Annotated in this window: 10 protein-coding genes; 4 read left to right on the plus strand and 6 right to left on the minus strand. The window is 73.9% G+C overall.

What is annotated here, in order from left to right:
• Nucleotides 1–11 precede the first annotated feature (11 nt).
• Nucleotides 12–350, plus strand: coding sequence for a DUF2530 domain-containing protein (locus ACWZEH_RS15085; protein WP_456199609.1), 339 nt, complete (start codon nucleotides 12–14; stop codon nucleotides 348–350).
• Nucleotides 351–513: 163 nt separating this feature from the next.
• Entirely contained in the window at nucleotides 514–2946 is a 2433-nt protein-coding gene (locus ACWZEH_RS15090; protein ID WP_456198878.1) for an HAD-IC family P-type ATPase, read from the plus strand.
• A gap of 129 nt (nucleotides 2947–3075) precedes the next feature.
• On the opposite strand, the gene ACWZEH_RS15095 is transcribed toward ACWZEH_RS15090, so the two are convergent.
• On the minus strand, nucleotides 3076–3945 hold the full coding sequence (locus ACWZEH_RS15095) for a calcium-binding protein (RefSeq protein WP_456198880.1): 870 nt from the start codon (nucleotides 3943–3945) through the stop codon (nucleotides 3076–3078).
• A 278-nt stretch (nucleotides 3946–4223) separates the two neighbouring features.
• Between ACWZEH_RS15095 and nhaA the strand changes: the two genes are divergently transcribed.
• On the plus strand, nucleotides 4224–6119 hold the full coding sequence (gene nhaA, locus ACWZEH_RS15100) for a Na+/H+ antiporter NhaA (protein WP_456198882.1): 1896 nt from the start codon (nucleotides 4224–4226) through the stop codon (nucleotides 6117–6119).
• An 86-nt stretch (nucleotides 6120–6205) separates the two neighbouring features.
• Here nhaA and ACWZEH_RS15105 read toward each other — a convergent pair whose 3' ends face one another.
• The 5 genes from ACWZEH_RS15105 to ACWZEH_RS15125 all read right to left on the minus strand — a co-directional run bounded on the left by ACWZEH_RS15105 (nucleotide 6206) and on the right by ACWZEH_RS15125 (nucleotide 14241).
• A complete protein-coding gene (locus ACWZEH_RS15105; RefSeq protein ID WP_456198884.1) occupies nucleotides 6206–9346 on the minus strand; it encodes a sacsin N-terminal ATP-binding-like domain-containing protein in 3141 nt (1046 codons plus the stop codon).
• A 146-nt stretch (nucleotides 9347–9492) separates the two neighbouring features.
• Complete coding sequence (locus tag ACWZEH_RS15110; RefSeq protein WP_456199611.1) at nucleotides 9493–11655, minus strand: bifunctional serine/threonine-protein kinase/ABC transporter substrate-binding protein; 2163 nt, start codon at nucleotides 11653–11655, stop codon at nucleotides 9493–9495.
• Nucleotides 11656–11660: 5 nt separating this feature from the next.
• On the minus strand, nucleotides 11661–12515 hold the full coding sequence (locus ACWZEH_RS15115; protein WP_456198885.1) for a hypothetical protein: 855 nt from the start codon (nucleotides 12513–12515) through the stop codon (nucleotides 11661–11663).
• Between the two features lie 287 nt (nucleotides 12516–12802).
• The gene (locus ACWZEH_RS15120) at nucleotides 12803–13132 is read right to left on the minus strand and encodes a hypothetical protein (RefSeq protein WP_456198887.1); all 330 of its coding nucleotides are present in this window, start codon (nucleotides 13130–13132) and stop codon (nucleotides 12803–12805) included.
• A gap of 164 nt (nucleotides 13133–13296) precedes the next feature.
• Entirely contained in the window at nucleotides 13297–14241 is a 945-nt protein-coding gene (locus ACWZEH_RS15125) for a DUF3027 domain-containing protein (protein WP_456198888.1), read from the minus strand.
• Nucleotides 14242–14650: 409 nt separating this feature from the next.
• Between ACWZEH_RS15125 and ACWZEH_RS15130 the strand changes: the two genes are divergently transcribed.
• Nucleotides 14651–16144, plus strand: coding sequence for an MFS transporter (locus ACWZEH_RS15130; RefSeq protein WP_456198890.1), 1494 nt, complete (start codon nucleotides 14651–14653; stop codon nucleotides 16142–16144).
• Nucleotides 16145–16179 lie beyond the last annotated feature (35 nt).

The raw sequence follows: 16179 nt of genomic DNA on the forward strand, positions 1-16179 counted from the left end.
GTCTCTCCGACATCGTCAAGGGGACCCCCAAGCACGAGGCGCCGGAGCCCTTCGAGGGCCCCGTGCTCGCCACCGTCGTCGGCGGCACGATCATCTGGTTCGCCCTCTTCCTGGTGCAGCTGCCGTTCTACGGCTGGTTCGACGACCACGGCCACACCTGGTGGCTGTGGACCTGTCTGGCCGGCGGCGGCCTCGGTTTCATCGGCATCTGGTACGTCCGCCGGCGCGAGAGCGCGATCAGGCACGCGCGGGCCGCACAGGCCGTCGGGAGCGGGGACGTCCCGGAGGCCGAACCGCTCCGCGGCCCCTCCCCCGCCGCCCCCGCCTCCCCCACCTCCTCGACCGACTGACGTCGCCGCCGGCCGGACGGCTCCGTACGTCCCCGCCGGCCGGACGAACCACCCGGCCGCCCGCGGCTCCCGTACGACCACGGTGCCACGGCCGTCCTCCTCCGGTCGGATCTTCCGCTCAACGGGTGGGTGGGGCCGTGCCCGCGCACGTACCGTCGTCCGCATGACGCATCTCGACGCGGACCCGCAGTCCGGTACCGTGCATCCCGGCACCCTCACGTCACCGGTGACCGGACTGACCTCCGCCGAGGTGGCTCAGCGGGTGGCCCTCGGGCAGGTCAACGACGTGCCGGTGCGCAGCAGCCGGTCGCTGACCGAGATCGTCCGCGCGAACGTCCTCACCCGGTTCAACGCGATCATCGGCATCCTCTGGGTGATCATGCTGGGCGTCGCGCCCATCCAGGACAGCCTGTTCGGCTTCGTGATCCTCGCCAACACCGGGATCGGCATCATCCAGGAGTGGCGGGCGAAGAAGACCCTGGACTCCCTGGCCGTGATCGGCGAGGCGCGGCCGACGGTGCGCCGGGACGGGGTGAGCGCCGGGATCGGCACCTCGCAGATCGTGCTGGACGACCTGATCGAGATCGGGCCGGGTGACAAGGTCGTCGTCGACGGGGTGTGCGCGGAGGCCGACTCTCTGGAGATCGACGAGTCACTGCTCACCGGAGAGGCCGATCCCGTGGTCAAGCGGCCGGGGGACCAGGTCATGTCCGGAAGCTTCGTGGTCGCGGGCGGCGGCGCCTTCCAGGCGACCAGGGTGGGGCGCGAGGCGTACGCGGCGCAGCTCGCCGAGGAGGCGTCCCGGTTCACGCTGGTCCACTCCGAGCTGCGCTCGGGCATCTCCACGATCCTCAAGTACGTGACGTGGATGATGATCCCGACCGCGACCGGGCTGATCATCAGCCAGCTGTTCGTCAAGGACAACGAGTGGAAGGACTCCGTCGCCCGCACGGTCGGCGGGATCGTGCCGATGGTCCCCGAAGGGCTGGTGCTCCTCACCTCGGTGGCCTTCGCGATCGGGGTCGTCCGGCTGGGCCGCAAGCAGTGCCTGGTGCAGGAGCTGCCCGCGATCGAGGGACTGGCCCGCGTCGACACGGTCTGCCTGGACAAGACCGGCACCCTCACCGAGGGCGGCATGGACGTCGCGGAACTGCACCTGCTCGGCGACGGCGACGGCGACGCCCCCGGAAGCGGCAGCAGCCGCGACGGCGACGAGGCGTACGTGCGGAAGGTGCTCGGTGCCCTCGGCGTCTCCGATCCGCGGCCGAACGCCTCGCTCCGGGCGATCGCCGACGCCTACCCCGACGCCGGTGACTGGCGGCGCACCGACGCCCTGCCCTTCTCCTCCGCCCGCAAGTACAGCGGTGCCGCCTTCACCGAGGGCGACGGGACCACGTCCGTCTGGCTGCTCGGTGCTCCCGACGTGCTGCTCGACGCCGGCGCCCCGGCCCTGGCCCGCACGGGGCGGCTGAACGAGCAGGGCCTGCGGGTGCTGCTCCTCGCCCGCGGCGAGCGCGGCCTGGACGACCCCGAGGCCGCCGTCGGGGTCCGCCCCACCGCGCTGGTGGTGCTGGAGCAGCGGCTGCGGCCGGACGCGGCGGACACGCTGGCGTACTTCGCCGAGCAGGACGTCGACGCCAAGGTCATCTCGGGCGACAACGCGGTGTCGGTCGGCGCGGTCGCCGGGAAGCTCGGGCTGGCGGGGACGGTCGTCGACGCGCGCGGGCTGCCCGCCGACCGGGACGCGATGGCCGGGGCGCTCGACGAGGGCACGGTGTTCGGGCGGGTCACCCCGCAGCAGAAGCGGGACATGGTGGGCGCGCTCCAGTCCCAGGGGCACACGGTCGCGATGACCGGCGACGGGGTCAACGACGTGCTCGCCCTGAAGGACGCCGACATCGGGGTCGCGATGGGCTCCGGTTCGGAGGCCACGCGGGCGGTCGCGCAGATCGTGCTGCTCAACAACAGTTTCGCCACGCTGCCGTCGGTGGTGGCGGAGGGGCGGCGGGTGATCGGCAACATCACCCGGGTCGCGACGCTGTTCCTGGTGAAAACCGTCTACTCGGTGCTGCTCGCGGTGCTGGTGGTGTGCTCGCAGGTGGAGTACCCGTTCCTGCCGCGCCATCTGACGCTGCTGTCCACGCTCACCATCGGCGTCCCGGCGTTCTTCCTGGCCCTGGCCCCGAACAAGGAGCGGGCGCGGCCGAACTTCGTACGGCGGGTCATGCGGTACGCGGTCCCGGGCGGCGTGCTGGCCGCGCTGGCGACGTTCACCACGTACCTGATCGCCCGCCACCACTACAGCGGTGAGGGGGCCCTGGAGGCGGAGACGAGCGCGGCGACGCTGACGCTGTTCCTGATCTCGATCTGGGTGCTGGCGATCATCGCCCGCCCGTACACGTGGTGGCGGATCGCCCTGGTGGCGACGATGGCCGCCGGGTTCCTGCTGGTGCTGGTCGTGCCGTGGCTCCAGGAGTTCTTCGCGCTGAAGCTGGTCGGGATGACGATGCCGTGGGTGGCGGTCGGCATCGCGGTGGTGGCGGCGGCCACCCTGGAGTTCCTGTGGAAGTGGGTGGACCGCCGCCTTCCCGCTTAGCGCTCGGCAGGGGCCGCCGGGGGCGGGTCGCCTGTGGGTTCCGTGCGGGTCGGTGGGGGCTGGTCGCGCGGTTCCCCGCGCCCCTCGGGGCGCGACTGCGGTGAACGCGCGACCAGCAGGGCACGCGTCCTACTGCACGTCGACGAAGTCGCCCGCCGCGGTGACCGGGGCGGTGCTCGTGATGCCGGCGTACTTGAAGCGGAAGTAGCCGTCGGTGGCGGCCGTGACGGTCGTCTTCAGGGCGCCGCCCGCGGCGGTCTTGATGCCCTTGACGTTCGTGTAGGTGCTGGTGCCCGACTTGCGGAACTGCAGCGCCACGGACTGGCCGCTGGGCAGGCCGGAGTAGGAGCCGGTCTCCCAGTTGGCGCGGCTCAGCTTGCCGGTGACCGTGATGGTCTTGCCCTTCTTCACCGGCTCGGGGGAGGCGTTGACGGTCAGCTTCGACAGGCGCTGGACCTTGTGGGTCTTGTAGTAGTCGTCCCAGAACATCTCGCCGTTGTTCGCCAGCGCGCCGGCGGTCACCTTCCAGGTGCCGGCCAGGAAGTTGGCGTACACGTTGCCGTCGTAGCCGGGCGTGGCGGTGATGGTGAGCTTGCAGTTGGACGTCGTGGCGCTGGTGGCCGTGCAGCTGGCGGCTTCCTCGTTCGGCGGGAGGTAGCCGTCGACGTCGGTCTCGACGTCGGTGCCGTGCCAGAGGTCGATGTAGGCGTCCGCGATACCGCTCGGGTGGCTGGCGGTCAGGGACACGGCGAAGGTCTTGACGGTGGTGGTGCCGAGGACGACGTTCTTGCCGGCGTTCACCTTGACGTTGGAGACGGTGGGCGCGGCGGCGGCCGCCACACGGGCCGTCGACTTCGCGGAGGAGGTGCCGAACCGCTCGGCTGCGCTGGTCTTGGTCGGGTTCCCGTTGCCGGGACCGTCGGCCTGTGCGGCCGGGACGGCGAGGGCGGACAGGGCCAGGGCGCCGGAGACTGCGGCGACGGTGGCACGAATACGCATGCGTTCCCCATGTGGAGAAAGGGGTCCCGGTGGTCGACATTCTTCTGGGTACGTCACCCAACGGCTCGTCGTCACATCCGGAACCCGAGTGACCATGGAGTCTGTTGACTCACGTGATCAGATACGCAGTTGCGGCGAATGGTTGTACGAGAAGTGGGAAATATGTGCGCGACACTTCAGGATCGGCATCCGGGCCGGCACACCCCCGCCCCCACGCCTCACCCGCGTGACACGGCCAGGAGGCAAACCGGCGGACGGACGGGCACGGTGACCCCCTGATGATCCCGCGGAGGAACAAGTCCGAGGGCTCCCAGTCCCGGTCACGGAGAAGAGAACTGGCGGCCCAGCTGTCCACCCCGGTACGCACCTTCATGGCGACCGAGGCGGGCAGCGCGGGCCTGCTCCTGGCCGCTGTGGCGGTGGCCCTGATCTGGGCGAACTCGCCCTGGTCGGAGGCGTACACCTCCCTCTGGCACACCGATCTGTCGCTCTCCCTCGGTGACGCCCGTCTGTCGATGGACCTCGGGCACTGGGTCAACGACGGGCTGATGGCCCTGTTCTTCTTCGTCATCGGCCTGGAGGTCCGCTACGAGGTCTCCGTGGGTGAGCTGAACAGCCGCCGCAGGCTCATGCTCCCGGGCCTCGCCGGAATCGGCGGCATGCTCGTGCCCGTCCTGCTGTATCTGGCGATCGCGCCCGGGGGCGACGCCGCCACGGGCTGGGGTGTGGTCATCGGCACCGACACGGCGTTCATGCTGGGCGCGCTCGCCGTGGTGGGCCCGCGCTTCGTCACGCAGCTGCGCGTCTTCCTGCTGGCCGTCACCGTCATCGACGACATCGTGGCCGTCACCGTGATCGGCGTGGTCTACTCCGGCAGCATCAGCGTGCCGGAACTGGCCGTCGCGCTCGCCCTGGGCGTGGCGCTGTCCGCGCTGACCCGCTTCCGCGTCTGGCGGGCCGCACCGTACGTCCTGATCGTCCTGGTGATGTGGCTCGCCACCCTCCAGGCCGGCCTGCACGCCTCCATCGCCGGCATGCTCGGCGGTCTCCTGATCCCGGCCACGAACCCGTCGCGCGAGGGGGTGGAACAGGCCGCGCGGCTCTTCCGCGCCTTCCGCCAGTCCCCCCTCGCGGACGTCGGCAGGACCGCGCACCGGGGGCTCCAGCAGGCCGTCTCGGTCAACGAGCGGCTCCAGACGGTGCTCCACCCCTGGTCCAGCTACGTCATCGTCCCGGTGTTCGCGCTGGCCAACGCCGGTGTCGACCTGCGCGGCGGCGTCCTGACCAACGCCCTGACCTCCTCCCTCACCTGGGCCGTGGCCGTCGGTCTCGTCGTCGGGAAGCCGGCCGGCATCTGGGGCTGCGCCCGCCTCGGCACCCGGGCCGGCCTCGGGCAGCTGCCGGCCGGTGTGGGGCAGGGCCATGTCCTGGGCGGCGGCGCCCTGTCCGGGATCGGCTTCACCGTGTCCCTGCTGATCGTCGGGCTCGCCTTCGACGACCCGGTGGTACGTGCCGAGGCGACCGTCGGCGTGCTGCTGGCGGCCGTGCTCGCCACCGCCCTCGGCCGGCTCGTGTTCCGCCTGGCCGCCGTCCTGCGCGGCCAGACCGACGCGGACCTGCCCCGCCGCCTGGACCGCCCGGTCGACCCGGAGACGGACCACGTCTACGGACCTCCCGGGGCGCCGCTCACCCTCGTCGAGTACGGCGACTACGAGTGCCCCTTCTGCGCCCGCGCCACCGGCGTGACCCAGGAACTGCGGCAGCGGTTCGGCGACCGGTTCCGCTACGTCTTCCGCCACCTGCCGCTGCCCGACGTGCACCCGCACTCCGAACTCGCCGCGCGGGCGGCCGTCGCCGCCGACGCGCAGGGCCGCTTCTGGGACATGCACATCCTGCTCTTCGAGCACCAGGACGAGCTCGAGTACGAGGACGTCGCCGGCTACGCCGCCGGGCTCGGGCTCGACGTCGAGAGGTTCCTCCGCGACCTCGACGACGAGCGGACCGCCGCCAAGGTGCGGGCGGACGCCGCGAGCGCCGAGGCCGGCGGTGCCCGCGGGACCCCGACGTTCTTCATCGGCGACCGCCGGCACACCGGCCCGTACGACGCGGAGACACTCGCCCGCGAGCTGGAGGCGTACGCGGCGGAGTCCGGCGCCCAGGCACCCACGGAGTAACCGGCGGGCCCGTGCGGGAAGCCCGTCCGGCGGACCCGTGCGGGGGGGGAGCCGGTATTCCAGCCCCCTCCCTCCTCCCACACCCGTCAGTCGAACCAGCGGTCCCGGGCCAGTTCCTCGGTCCTGGACGGGTCCTCCAGCAGTGCCGCGACCTCGAACCGGCGCGGCCACTGCCGGGCCGCCCAGGCCAGTCCGGCGGCGACGCCCTCCAGGGTGGCGGCGTGCAGCACGCCGTCACGGGTCAGCCGCCAGTCGATCTCCACGCCGTCCACGAAGAGCTCCTCGTGCTCGACGTAGGTGCCCGGGGTGCCCGCCCCGAGCAGCACCCGCACCGGCTCCGGCACGTCGTGCTCGGTGCCCTCGGTGTCGACGTCGCCGGTGACGGACTCGCTCAGCCGTCGCACCTGGAACAGTTCGGCCAGCTCGGCGGCGCGCGAGGGGCGCACGGGCAGCAGTGCCACACCCCCGGTGAACGGCAGCAGGTCGGGCGAGTCGACGACCACCGCGTCCGCCGCGTCCACCACCTCGACCCGTCCGTCGACCACCGCGCGCACCCTGTCCGGCAGGGTCACCTGCTCCGGGTCGAGGTCGGCCAGCGCCCCGTAGAGGGCGTGCAGCTGACCGGTGGTGACCTCCCGGTCGGGGTCGGCGAGGCGGTCGAGGAGTTCGGCGGCGCCGCCCGGTTCGTCGAGCAGCGCGGACACGGAGGTACGGACGCCGAGGGCCCGCAGCACCTGCTCGTCGTCGAAACCGGTGGCGTCGGCCTCGTCGTACAGGCCGCGCAGCAGCGGATCGCTCCCGGCGGCGCGCAGTCCGGCCGGACGGCGGCCGCCGAGCACCGGGTGCCCGCGCAGCCACCACGCGGTGTAGGGGCGTACGACCTCGTGGGTGCCGTCGGGCAGCAGGACGCGGACCGGCTGGGTGAGGGCGTCGCGCAGCGGCGGGCGGGCGAGCAGGGCGAGGGCGTGGGGCCACTGGTCGTCGTCGACGAGGTCCAGGTCGCGGACGGCGACGAGTTCGGTGGCGACGGGGGGGACGGGACTGTCGGGGAAGCGGTCGAGGACGTCCTCGCTCCACACGTCCACGGCGTCCAGCAGACCCGCGTCGTCGGGCTCGGCGAAGTCCCCTTCGCGGGGATCGAGTTCGTCCGGGTCGAGGACGACGTCGGTGGCACGGACGAGCACGAAGTCGACCAGCACACCGCAGGCGGCGAGCGGGCCCTCACCCCATCGCTCAGCCAGCTCGGTTTCCACCGCCGCGAGTTCCCCTTCCCGCATCACCTGGGCGAACGGGCCGCCGGGGAAGACCAGTTCACAGGCCGGGGAGAGCTCGCCGTCCTCGTCGGGGAGGGCGAGGGCGCCCAGCCAGGGCTCGTCGCCCGGTTCGAGACCTGAGTCGCGCACCAACCCGAGGACAGTGTCGGCGAGTTCGTCGGCGTCGGGCGCCTCGTCCTCCCAGTTCAGGGCGCCCTCGTCGTCGAGGGAGGCGGCGACGGCGGCCCGCACCTGCGGGGTGGTGAGCACCGCGCGCGGAGTCGCCGGGAGGGCGCCGAGCTTCTCCAGGAGGGGGTGCGCGGCGTCCGGGTGGGCGACCTTGAGGCCGAGCCGGGCCAGCGTCGCGGGGTCGATCCGGGCGGCCTCGGCACCGGGCAGCAGGACCTGACGGGGGCCGATGGTGGTGCGGCCGTCGGCCAGTGGCACCGGCAGCCCGGAGAGCCGGTCCGGTTCGACCCCGGCGAGGCTCTCGTACAGCCGCCGCCACCAGTCGGGCGACTTCTCGAGCCCGGCGAGCCGGTCGACGGCATCGGTCAGCGGAACCCGGGCCACCCCGAGCGTGCGCAGCTCGGACCGCCGCTCGAGCCCGGCGGGGAGCAGGGTCGGAAGCACCTCGGCGAGGACCCGTACGGTCTCGACGCCCGCCCCCTCGACGACCTCGGCGTCCCGGGGCCGCAGCGACTCGGGCAGATCGGAGTCCTCACCCTCCTCGCCCCGCCCGGCCGGCTCGACGGCGGGCGGCAGGAAGGAGGTCCGCGGCAGCCGCGCGAGCACCGCCTGCCGCAGCGCCCCGTCCAGCTCGCCCTTGCCGAGCGGGCCGGGCACGAGGTCGATGATCCCGGCGGTCACCGGGCGCCAGTCGGCGAGGAGCCCGGTGTAGGCGTCGGCGGCGCGCTCCACCAGGAAGTCGGTGAGCGGGCCGGGGGCGGTGTGCCGGCGGGTGGAGTCCAGCGGGAAGGAGGCGATGAGCAGGGCGGGCACGCCGAGCGGCTCGTCGCTGGGGGTGGGGGCGTGCACGACGGGACTGGTCCGGGGCCGGGCGGGAGTGCCGTCGGCGTCGACCGGAACGGCCCAGGTCACCGACCAGTGCGGCCGCAGCCGCTCCTCGACGGGCCGGTCGGCGAGCAGGTCCGGGGTGAGCGGCCCGTGCGCGGCGGCGGTGCGCCACCGGGTGGTCCCCTCCCGCGAGTCCTCGACGACGGTGAGGTCGCCCTCGGCCCGGCGGGTCACGGTACGGGGCGCGTCGTCGCCGATCTCGACGACGACGTCCTCCAGCCCCGGCAGCGCGAGCAGCAGGGCGTCGTCGACGGCGTGCAGCAGCCGCTCGGCGAGATCGGCGGCGGCGGTGTCGCGCAGCGGCAGGATGACGGCGGTGTCGTACGGGTCCGGGGCGGTCCCCTCGGCGGGGAAGGGCAGCCGCAGCAGCGGTACGTGCCCGTCCCGCCGCCGGATCTCGTCACCGAGCCCGGCGCTGGTCCCGGCGCTCTCCTCGGCGAGCCCGCGCGCCTCGGCGAGCGACCAGCGCACCCCGCCGTGCCGCCCGACGACGGCGGGCTCGTCGGTGACGGCGAGCACGGCGGCGAAGCCGACCCCGAACCGCCCGACCGCGCGGTCGGGGGCGTCCCGCTTCGCGGAGGCACGCAGGGTGGACAGCGACTCGACGCCGGCCGCGTCCAGCGGGGCACCGGTGTTGGCGGCGACGAGCACCCCGTCGCGCAACGTGAGCCGAAGCCGCCCCGGCACTCCCGCGCGGGCGGCGGCGTCGGCGGCGTTCTGCGCCAGCTCGACGACGAGGCGGTCCCGGTACCCGCCGAGGACGAGATCCTCCTCGGCGTTGGCGTCCTCACGGAACCGCGCGGGACTGGCGGCCCAGGCGTCCAGCACCCCACGCCGCAGACGCGCCGTACCGAACGGGTCCGCGCCCTCGTCCGCAGGCCGTACGAACATGTTCACGTTGATCTCTCCTCGTCGGCCGTCGTCGGCGTGAGCCCGAAGGTACCGCTCCACCGGCCGTGAGCGCGCATCGCGCCGGAGGGGGCGGGCGCCCCCCGGGACGCGCCCCGGGCCGTGCCGGCGCGTACCGGTACGGCCGGACCGGGTCACACCTTCCGGGGATCGCTGCCGAGGAAGCGGAAACGGCCTTTGGTCACACGGTAGAAGAAGACGCCCTCGCCCACGTACCCGCCGTTCTCCGGCTCGAAGGCATAGCTCTTCGACACCCCCTTGTACGTCGTCCTGCGCAGCACGGGCACCAGATCGTGCCGGGTCGGCCGGGGCCGGTCCAGCTTGCGCACGCAGGAGGCGACCAGCCGCACCACGTCGTACGCCTCGGCGGCGAAGGAGGGCGGATCGGCCCGGTGACGGGCGCGGAACGCCCGGGTGAAACCGCGCGTCGACGGCGCGGCCGCCGGGTCGGTCGCCGTGGACACCACGAGCCAGCCCTCGGCGGCCGCCCCGGCCCGCGCGGGGAAGCCGGGATCGTGGGCGGTCTGACTGGCGAGGCGGGGTCCGCGGTAGCCGGTCTCCGCCAGGGCGCGGGCGAAGCGGGCCACGCCGTCGGGCCCGCCACCGTAGACCACGGCGCCGGGGGACCGCGCGATCACGGCCCGGACCCGGGCGTCGGTGTCCCGGCCGTCCGCGGGGACCGTCTTTGGCAGGACGTTGCGCCCGCCCGTGCCCCGCAGCCCTTCGGCGAACAGGCGGGTCACCTGCCGTCCGTACTCGCTCTCGTCGTCGACGAGGGCGATGTCGTCGAGGTCGTGCAGCCCGAGGTACTGCGCGACCGGATACATCTGCAGGGCGTTGTCGGGCCTCGCGCACAGCAGGACCCGGTTCAGGTGGCGGATGTCGCCGTCGAGCACGCTGACGAGGGTGAGCCCGGCCCCGTCGTACGTGTCGAGCGTGGCTCCGACCGCGTCCGCGCCGGTCGCGCCGATCACGGCGGCGATCCGCTCGTCCGCCGCGAGGCGGTGTGCGGCCGACTCCGCGCCCGCCGCGGCGCCCCGGTCGTCGGCGGTGGTCAGGGCCAGGGTGAACGGGTTGTCGTCACGGGCGTTGTGCTCCGCGACGGCGAGGCGGACTCCTTGTTCGGCGGCCCTGCCCTGACGGCGTCCGGGGCCGCTCAGATCGGCCTGGAGTCCGAGGTGCAGCACCGGCTTGGGCGTGTCGCGTCGGCGGGCGCCGTCGCCGCTGTCGCCGTCGTGGCCGATCAGCCACGCCGTGGGCCCGGCGACGGCGAGACCGGCTGCCCCGGAGACGAGGTACGTGAGCATCCGCCGTCTGCCCGGCGGTCCGGAACGCCCCTCGGTGTCCGGGCCGTCGGGCGACACGACCCGTGTGGGACGGCCGGCGTGCGCCGGACGGTCGACGTGCGTCGCGTCGATCTCCGGCAGGGCCAGCATCCGGGCGGAGCGTTCGGCGATGAGGTGGGTGACGGAGGTGGGCAGCCAGGCGGGTCCGGTGGCGTCCTCCGCGCAGCCGGCCCGCAGCCGCGCGGCGGTGGGCCGCTCGCCCGGCTCCTTGGCCAGGCACGCGTCGACGACCGGCCGCAGCTCTGCCGGAACGCCGTCGAGCCGCGCCGGGTCGTGCACGGTCCGAAACAGCATGGCCTCGACGGGACCGCTGCCGAAGGGCCGGGTCCCGGTCGCCGCGTGGGCGAGCACGCAGCCGAGCGAGAAGACGTCGCTGGGCGGTCCGACGGGGCGGCCCTGTGCCTGCTCCGGGGAGAGGAATCCGGGGGAGCCGACCACGGCGTCCGCGGCCGTGAGCACGGTGTCGTCCAGGGCGCGGGCGATGCCGAAGTCGATGAGGCGCGGGCCGTCGGCCGCGAGCAGGACGTTGCCGGGTTTGACGTCCCGGTGCACCATGCCCGCGGAGTGGACCGCCTCCAGCGCCTCGGCGAGCATCCAGCCCAGCGCCCGTACGCTCCGCACCGGCAGCGGGCCGGTCGCCGCGACCGCGTCGGCCAGCGACGGTCCGGGCACGAACGCGGTCGCCAGCCACGGCGCGGCGGTCTCGGTGTCCGCGTCGACGACCGGAACGGCGTATCGGGTGCGCACCCGGCGGGCGATGGCGACCTCGCGCCGGAACCGGGCGCGGAACGAGGCGTCGTCCGCGTACTCGGCCCGGATCAGCTTGACGGCGACGAGTGTGCCGCCCGCCGATCTGCCGAGCAGGACGACGCCCATGCCGCCCGCGCCGAGCCGGCCCAGTATCCGGTAGCCGGCGATGCGCGCCGGGTCCCTGGGCCCGAGCGGTTGCAGGTCGGTCACTTCAGCTCCAGCTCCACCCGGTACAGCAGCTTCGCCCCGGCCTCCGCGGCGAGCCGGATCAGGTCCTTGGTCGTGCGGCCCTTCGCGCCCTTGACGGAGACGGCCGTGGTGACGGGCCCGATGCGGGACTTGGTCCAGACGTAGCCCTGGGGTCCGTCGGAGGCGGGTCCCGAGTAGCTGCCGGCCTCGAAGAGCGTGGCGTCGGCGTTCTTCACGTCCTTGGGATCGATGTGCATCGACATCAGCCCGTCGAGCTTCTGCCCGCCGCCGAGATCCTGCACGGGGCAGCGGAAGCTCTCCTGAACGGTGTCCTTCAACTCCCTCTCGGCACCCGCCTCGTTCCGGTGCACGGTGACCGTCACCGATCCCAGGACACGGCCCTTGCCGTCCTTCGCCGGCAGGTCGATACGGCGGTTGTGGCTGTCCAGCACCCCGTCGGGCAGTTTCCCGCGGGTCCAGACACAGGTGTCGGGAAGCACCGGCCAGGTGCCGGCCGTCTCGTACGGGTCGTGCCGGACCATGTCGGGCGTCCAGTCGGCGGGCGCGAGCGCGACGTCGCGCGTGAGAGCGCGGGCCTGGGCAGCCGTCCTCGGTATCCGCTCCGGAGCGGGAGTGAAGTCGTACGCGTCGGGCAGGGCACCGACGCCGCTGGAGGCCGAGGGCCCGGCGGAGGCGCTCGGCGAGGCGGAGGCGCTCGGCGAGGTCTGCGTGCCCCCCTTCGTCGTGCCCCTCCGCTCTCCGTCGCCGCCGCAGCCGGCGAGCACCGCGACCGCCGTCACCACCGCGACGGCGGTGAGGGCCCCGCGCGAAGGCCGGACAGCGGGCGCCGACAGTCGGAAAACAGTGAACATCGATCCCCCCGATGGTCGTACTCGTTCCGTATCCGAGCACGTCTGGTCGTCCCACTCACGAACGCGAGACGACCAAAGAGGGGGTCGGCGGTTCCCCGCCACGGCCGATTTCGCCCACCACCGGCCCTCACCGGCCCTCGCCGGGCTGTGACGGGCCGGACCGGCGCCCCTCGCACACGCCGCCGAACCGGTCGTCGACGCGCTGCCGAAGCCCTGTCCACAGCATGGCGGGCAGCCGGGCGGGAGCTCTCCGGCGGCACGGAAACGAAGAAGGCCCCGCACCATCCCTACGAGTTCCCCGGCTCCGTCACGAGCGCCCCAGCAGGGCCGGGACGCATGTCCCGGCCGACCCGGTGGATGACCCGAGTGCTGTTCGTCACCTGCCAGAACCGGGCCGCAGCCGAAGGGGACGCCCGGCCCGAACCCGTCGGGTTCCACTCGTGGCCGTCGCTGACCGTACGGCCGGTCGTCGCCGGACCGAACACCATGCCGGTGATCACCGATCCCGCCCGGGCCCGCCCGGACCTCGTCCTGGCGGCACCGGCCACGATCCTCCACGGAACGAACCCGGACATCGAGGCCATACCGAAGGCCATGGCGGCGGCACTGCGGGACACGAGGGAGGCTCACTCCACGCCCGAGCGGACACCGGACGCCGTGCGGGCCGCCCGGCTCTCTCCGTCGTCGCCCCCCTGGCGAGTGACGGAGAGGCGGCGGACGAAGGACGACGCCTTCGCCCGGGCCGTCGGGGGACGGCCCCTGCGGGGGCGGGGTACTCCGCCTACGAGTGACCCAGGTCCGCCGAAGCCGAGTCCTCCGTCGCCGGGACCGAGCCGGAGTCCGCGGCCGGGCGGAGCGGGAACGGGTCGACGCGGGTCTCGTCGATCCTCGGCGGGACGGGCTGCGGCGGCCTGGGCATGACCGCGGCCTCGGAGTGGCCGCCGCAGCCGTACGCCAGAGAGACCACGCGGCCGTCGGCCGGGGAGAACTCGTTGGCGCACACGCCGAAAGCCTGGCCCAGGGAACCGCCGATACGGGCGAGGAAACCGCAGCTGACGCAGGAGGCGGGCGCCGCCTGCGCCATCGGGGTCTTGGCGCCGTACGCCTCCTCCCAGCGGTCGGCGGCGATGTGCAGGCCGTAGCGGGACAGGACGCGGGCGCGGCGCATGCCGAGTTCCTCGGCGACCGACGCGATCGAGCCGCGGGCGGGTGCGATCGTCAGGTCGGCCGGGGAGCCCCCGGCGACCTCGGCGTCCTCCGCCTCCACCAGCTCGGCGAGTTCCCCGGTGACCGAGGCGGCCGCGGCGACCGTCGAGTTCGGGGCCGGCTCGTCCTCGCCCGAGTAGCCGGGCTCCAGCCGCAGGTCCTCGGCGTCGGTGGGCAGCAGGTCGCCGGGGCCCATGTCGCCGGGGCGCAGCCGCTCGCTCCACGGCACCCACTCCGGTGCGAGCAGCGCGTCGGGACCGGGCAGCAGGACCGCCTCGTCCACCGTGACGAGCTTGGCGCGGGAGGCTCGGGCGACGGTGACCGCCCAGCGCCAGCCCCGGTAACCGAGCTCGCGGCAGGCGAAGAAGTGGGTGACGACCCGGTCGCCCTCGGAGACGAGCCCCTCGTGCTCTCCGACGACCCCGGGCGCGGCGGCCTCCTCGGCTGCGGCACGGGCGAGGTCGACCGCCTCGGCGCACAGGCGGTCGGGGGTGCGGCTTCGCGTTGTCGCTGCGCTCACAGGTATCGCTTCTCTCCTACGCCGTCTCACGTGTGCGCCACTCCCAGCGCGGGGGGCGGACGGAGCGGACCGGAGGACCGCGTCGACGTCCGCGCCGGTTCGTGCTCGGGCGCGCCTCCATCCATTCTGCGGGATGGCTGAGATACGCACGCTACCTTCTCGCGTGCGTATGGCCTACACCGACGGTGGTTCTCGGGCCCTCGGGCGCCGGAATCCGTCCCGCCCCCCCGTCACCCCCACCACGCCCGCGGGGCCCGCGACGCCCGCACACAACGCCCTTGCCGCACCGCGTGGCGGACGGCCGGCGGGCGCCGCACCACCGGGGCGTTCCGCCGGACAGCGGCACGTGTCGGAGCCGTCACCACGGTTACGGCACTACGTACCGCCATATCGGGGCACTATGAACGTCGTGGCTACCGCGAGGACACCCCAGGGCGCCACCGGGACCGGTGAGGCCGACGGGGTCAAGGTGAAGGGTCCGAAAAAGGGCCGAGGTGTCGGGACCGGCCGGGCCGGCGGTCCGCTGCGCGCGCTCGGGCGCGGTCTGCGCCTCCCGGTGACCGGGACCGCGCGCGGAATCCGCCGGGCGACCCACGCGCACGGCGCCGGCGAGTCCGGCCTCGGCAAACTGATCGAACTGCACGGGGTGAACGGCGCCGGCGACGTCATGATCACCGTCGCCCTCGCGTCCACCGTCTTCTTCTCCGTGCCGACGGACGAGGCCCGCGGCCGGGTCGCCCTCTACCTCGCCATCACGATGGCCCCGTTCACGCTCCTGGCCCCGGTGGTCGGCCCGCTCCTGGACCGTCTCCCGCACGGCCGCCGGGCCGCGATGGCGGGCGCGATGCTCGCCCGGGCGATCCTCGCCCTGGTGCTGTCCGGGGCGGTCGTCACCGGCAGCATCCAGCTGTATCCGGCCGCCCTGGGCGTACTGGTCTCCTCGAAGGCGTACGGGGTGGTCAGAAGCGCCGTCGTGCCGCGGCTGCTGCCACCCGCGTTCTCGCTCGTGAAGGCCAACTCGCGGGTCACCCTCGGCGGCCTGCTGGCCACCGGCATCGCGGCGCCGATCGGCGCGGGCCTCCACCAGCTCGGGCCGCGCTGGCCGCTGTACGGGGCGTTCGTCCTGTTCGTCACGGGGGCGGTGCTGGCGTTCACGCTGCCGTCGAAGGTGGACTCCGCGAAGGGTGAGGACACGGCGCTGCTCGCGGCGGACGAGGCACATCTGCACGGTCCGCACCTCAAGCCGGTCAAGCGGCCCGGCCTGCGCACGGTCGGCCCGGCCGTCACCCACGCGCTGGCCGCCAACGCGTCCATCCGCTGTCTGACCGGGTTCCTGATCTTCTTCCTCGCGTTCCTGCTGCGCGAGCATCCGATGTCCGGGCAGAGCGCCGCCGTGTCCCTGGCCGTCGTGGGAGTGGCCGCGGGCGCGGGCAACGCGCTCGGTACGGCCGTCGGGGCCTCGCTGAGGTCCCGGGCGCCGGAGATCATCATCGTGACGGTGGTCGCCTGTGTGGCCGCCGCGGCGATCACCGCGGCGGCGCTGTTCGGCGCGGTCGTGATCGCCTGCCTGGCCGGGATCGCCGGGTTCGCGCAGGCGCTCGCCAAACTGTCCCTGGACGCGCTGATCCAGCGGGACGTGCCCGAACTGGTCCGTACGTCGGCGTTCGCGCGCTCCGAGACGCTGCTCCAGGTGTCGTGGGTGCTGGGCGGGGCGATCGGCATCGCGATGCCGCTGATCGGGTCGATGGGCCTGGCAGTGGGCGCCGCGATCGTCGCCATCGGCTGGCTGGCCACCGTCCGCGGCCTGATCGGCTCGGCCCGGCACAGCGGGGGCAACGGGGGCAACGGGGGCAATGGGGGGAGCGGGGGGAGCGGGGGCAACGGACGCGCACGGGTCGCGTGAGCCCGGTCGGCGTACGGACCGGACGGGCGTGCGGG

Source organism: Streptomyces yamdrokensis (genome assembly GCF_053890455.1).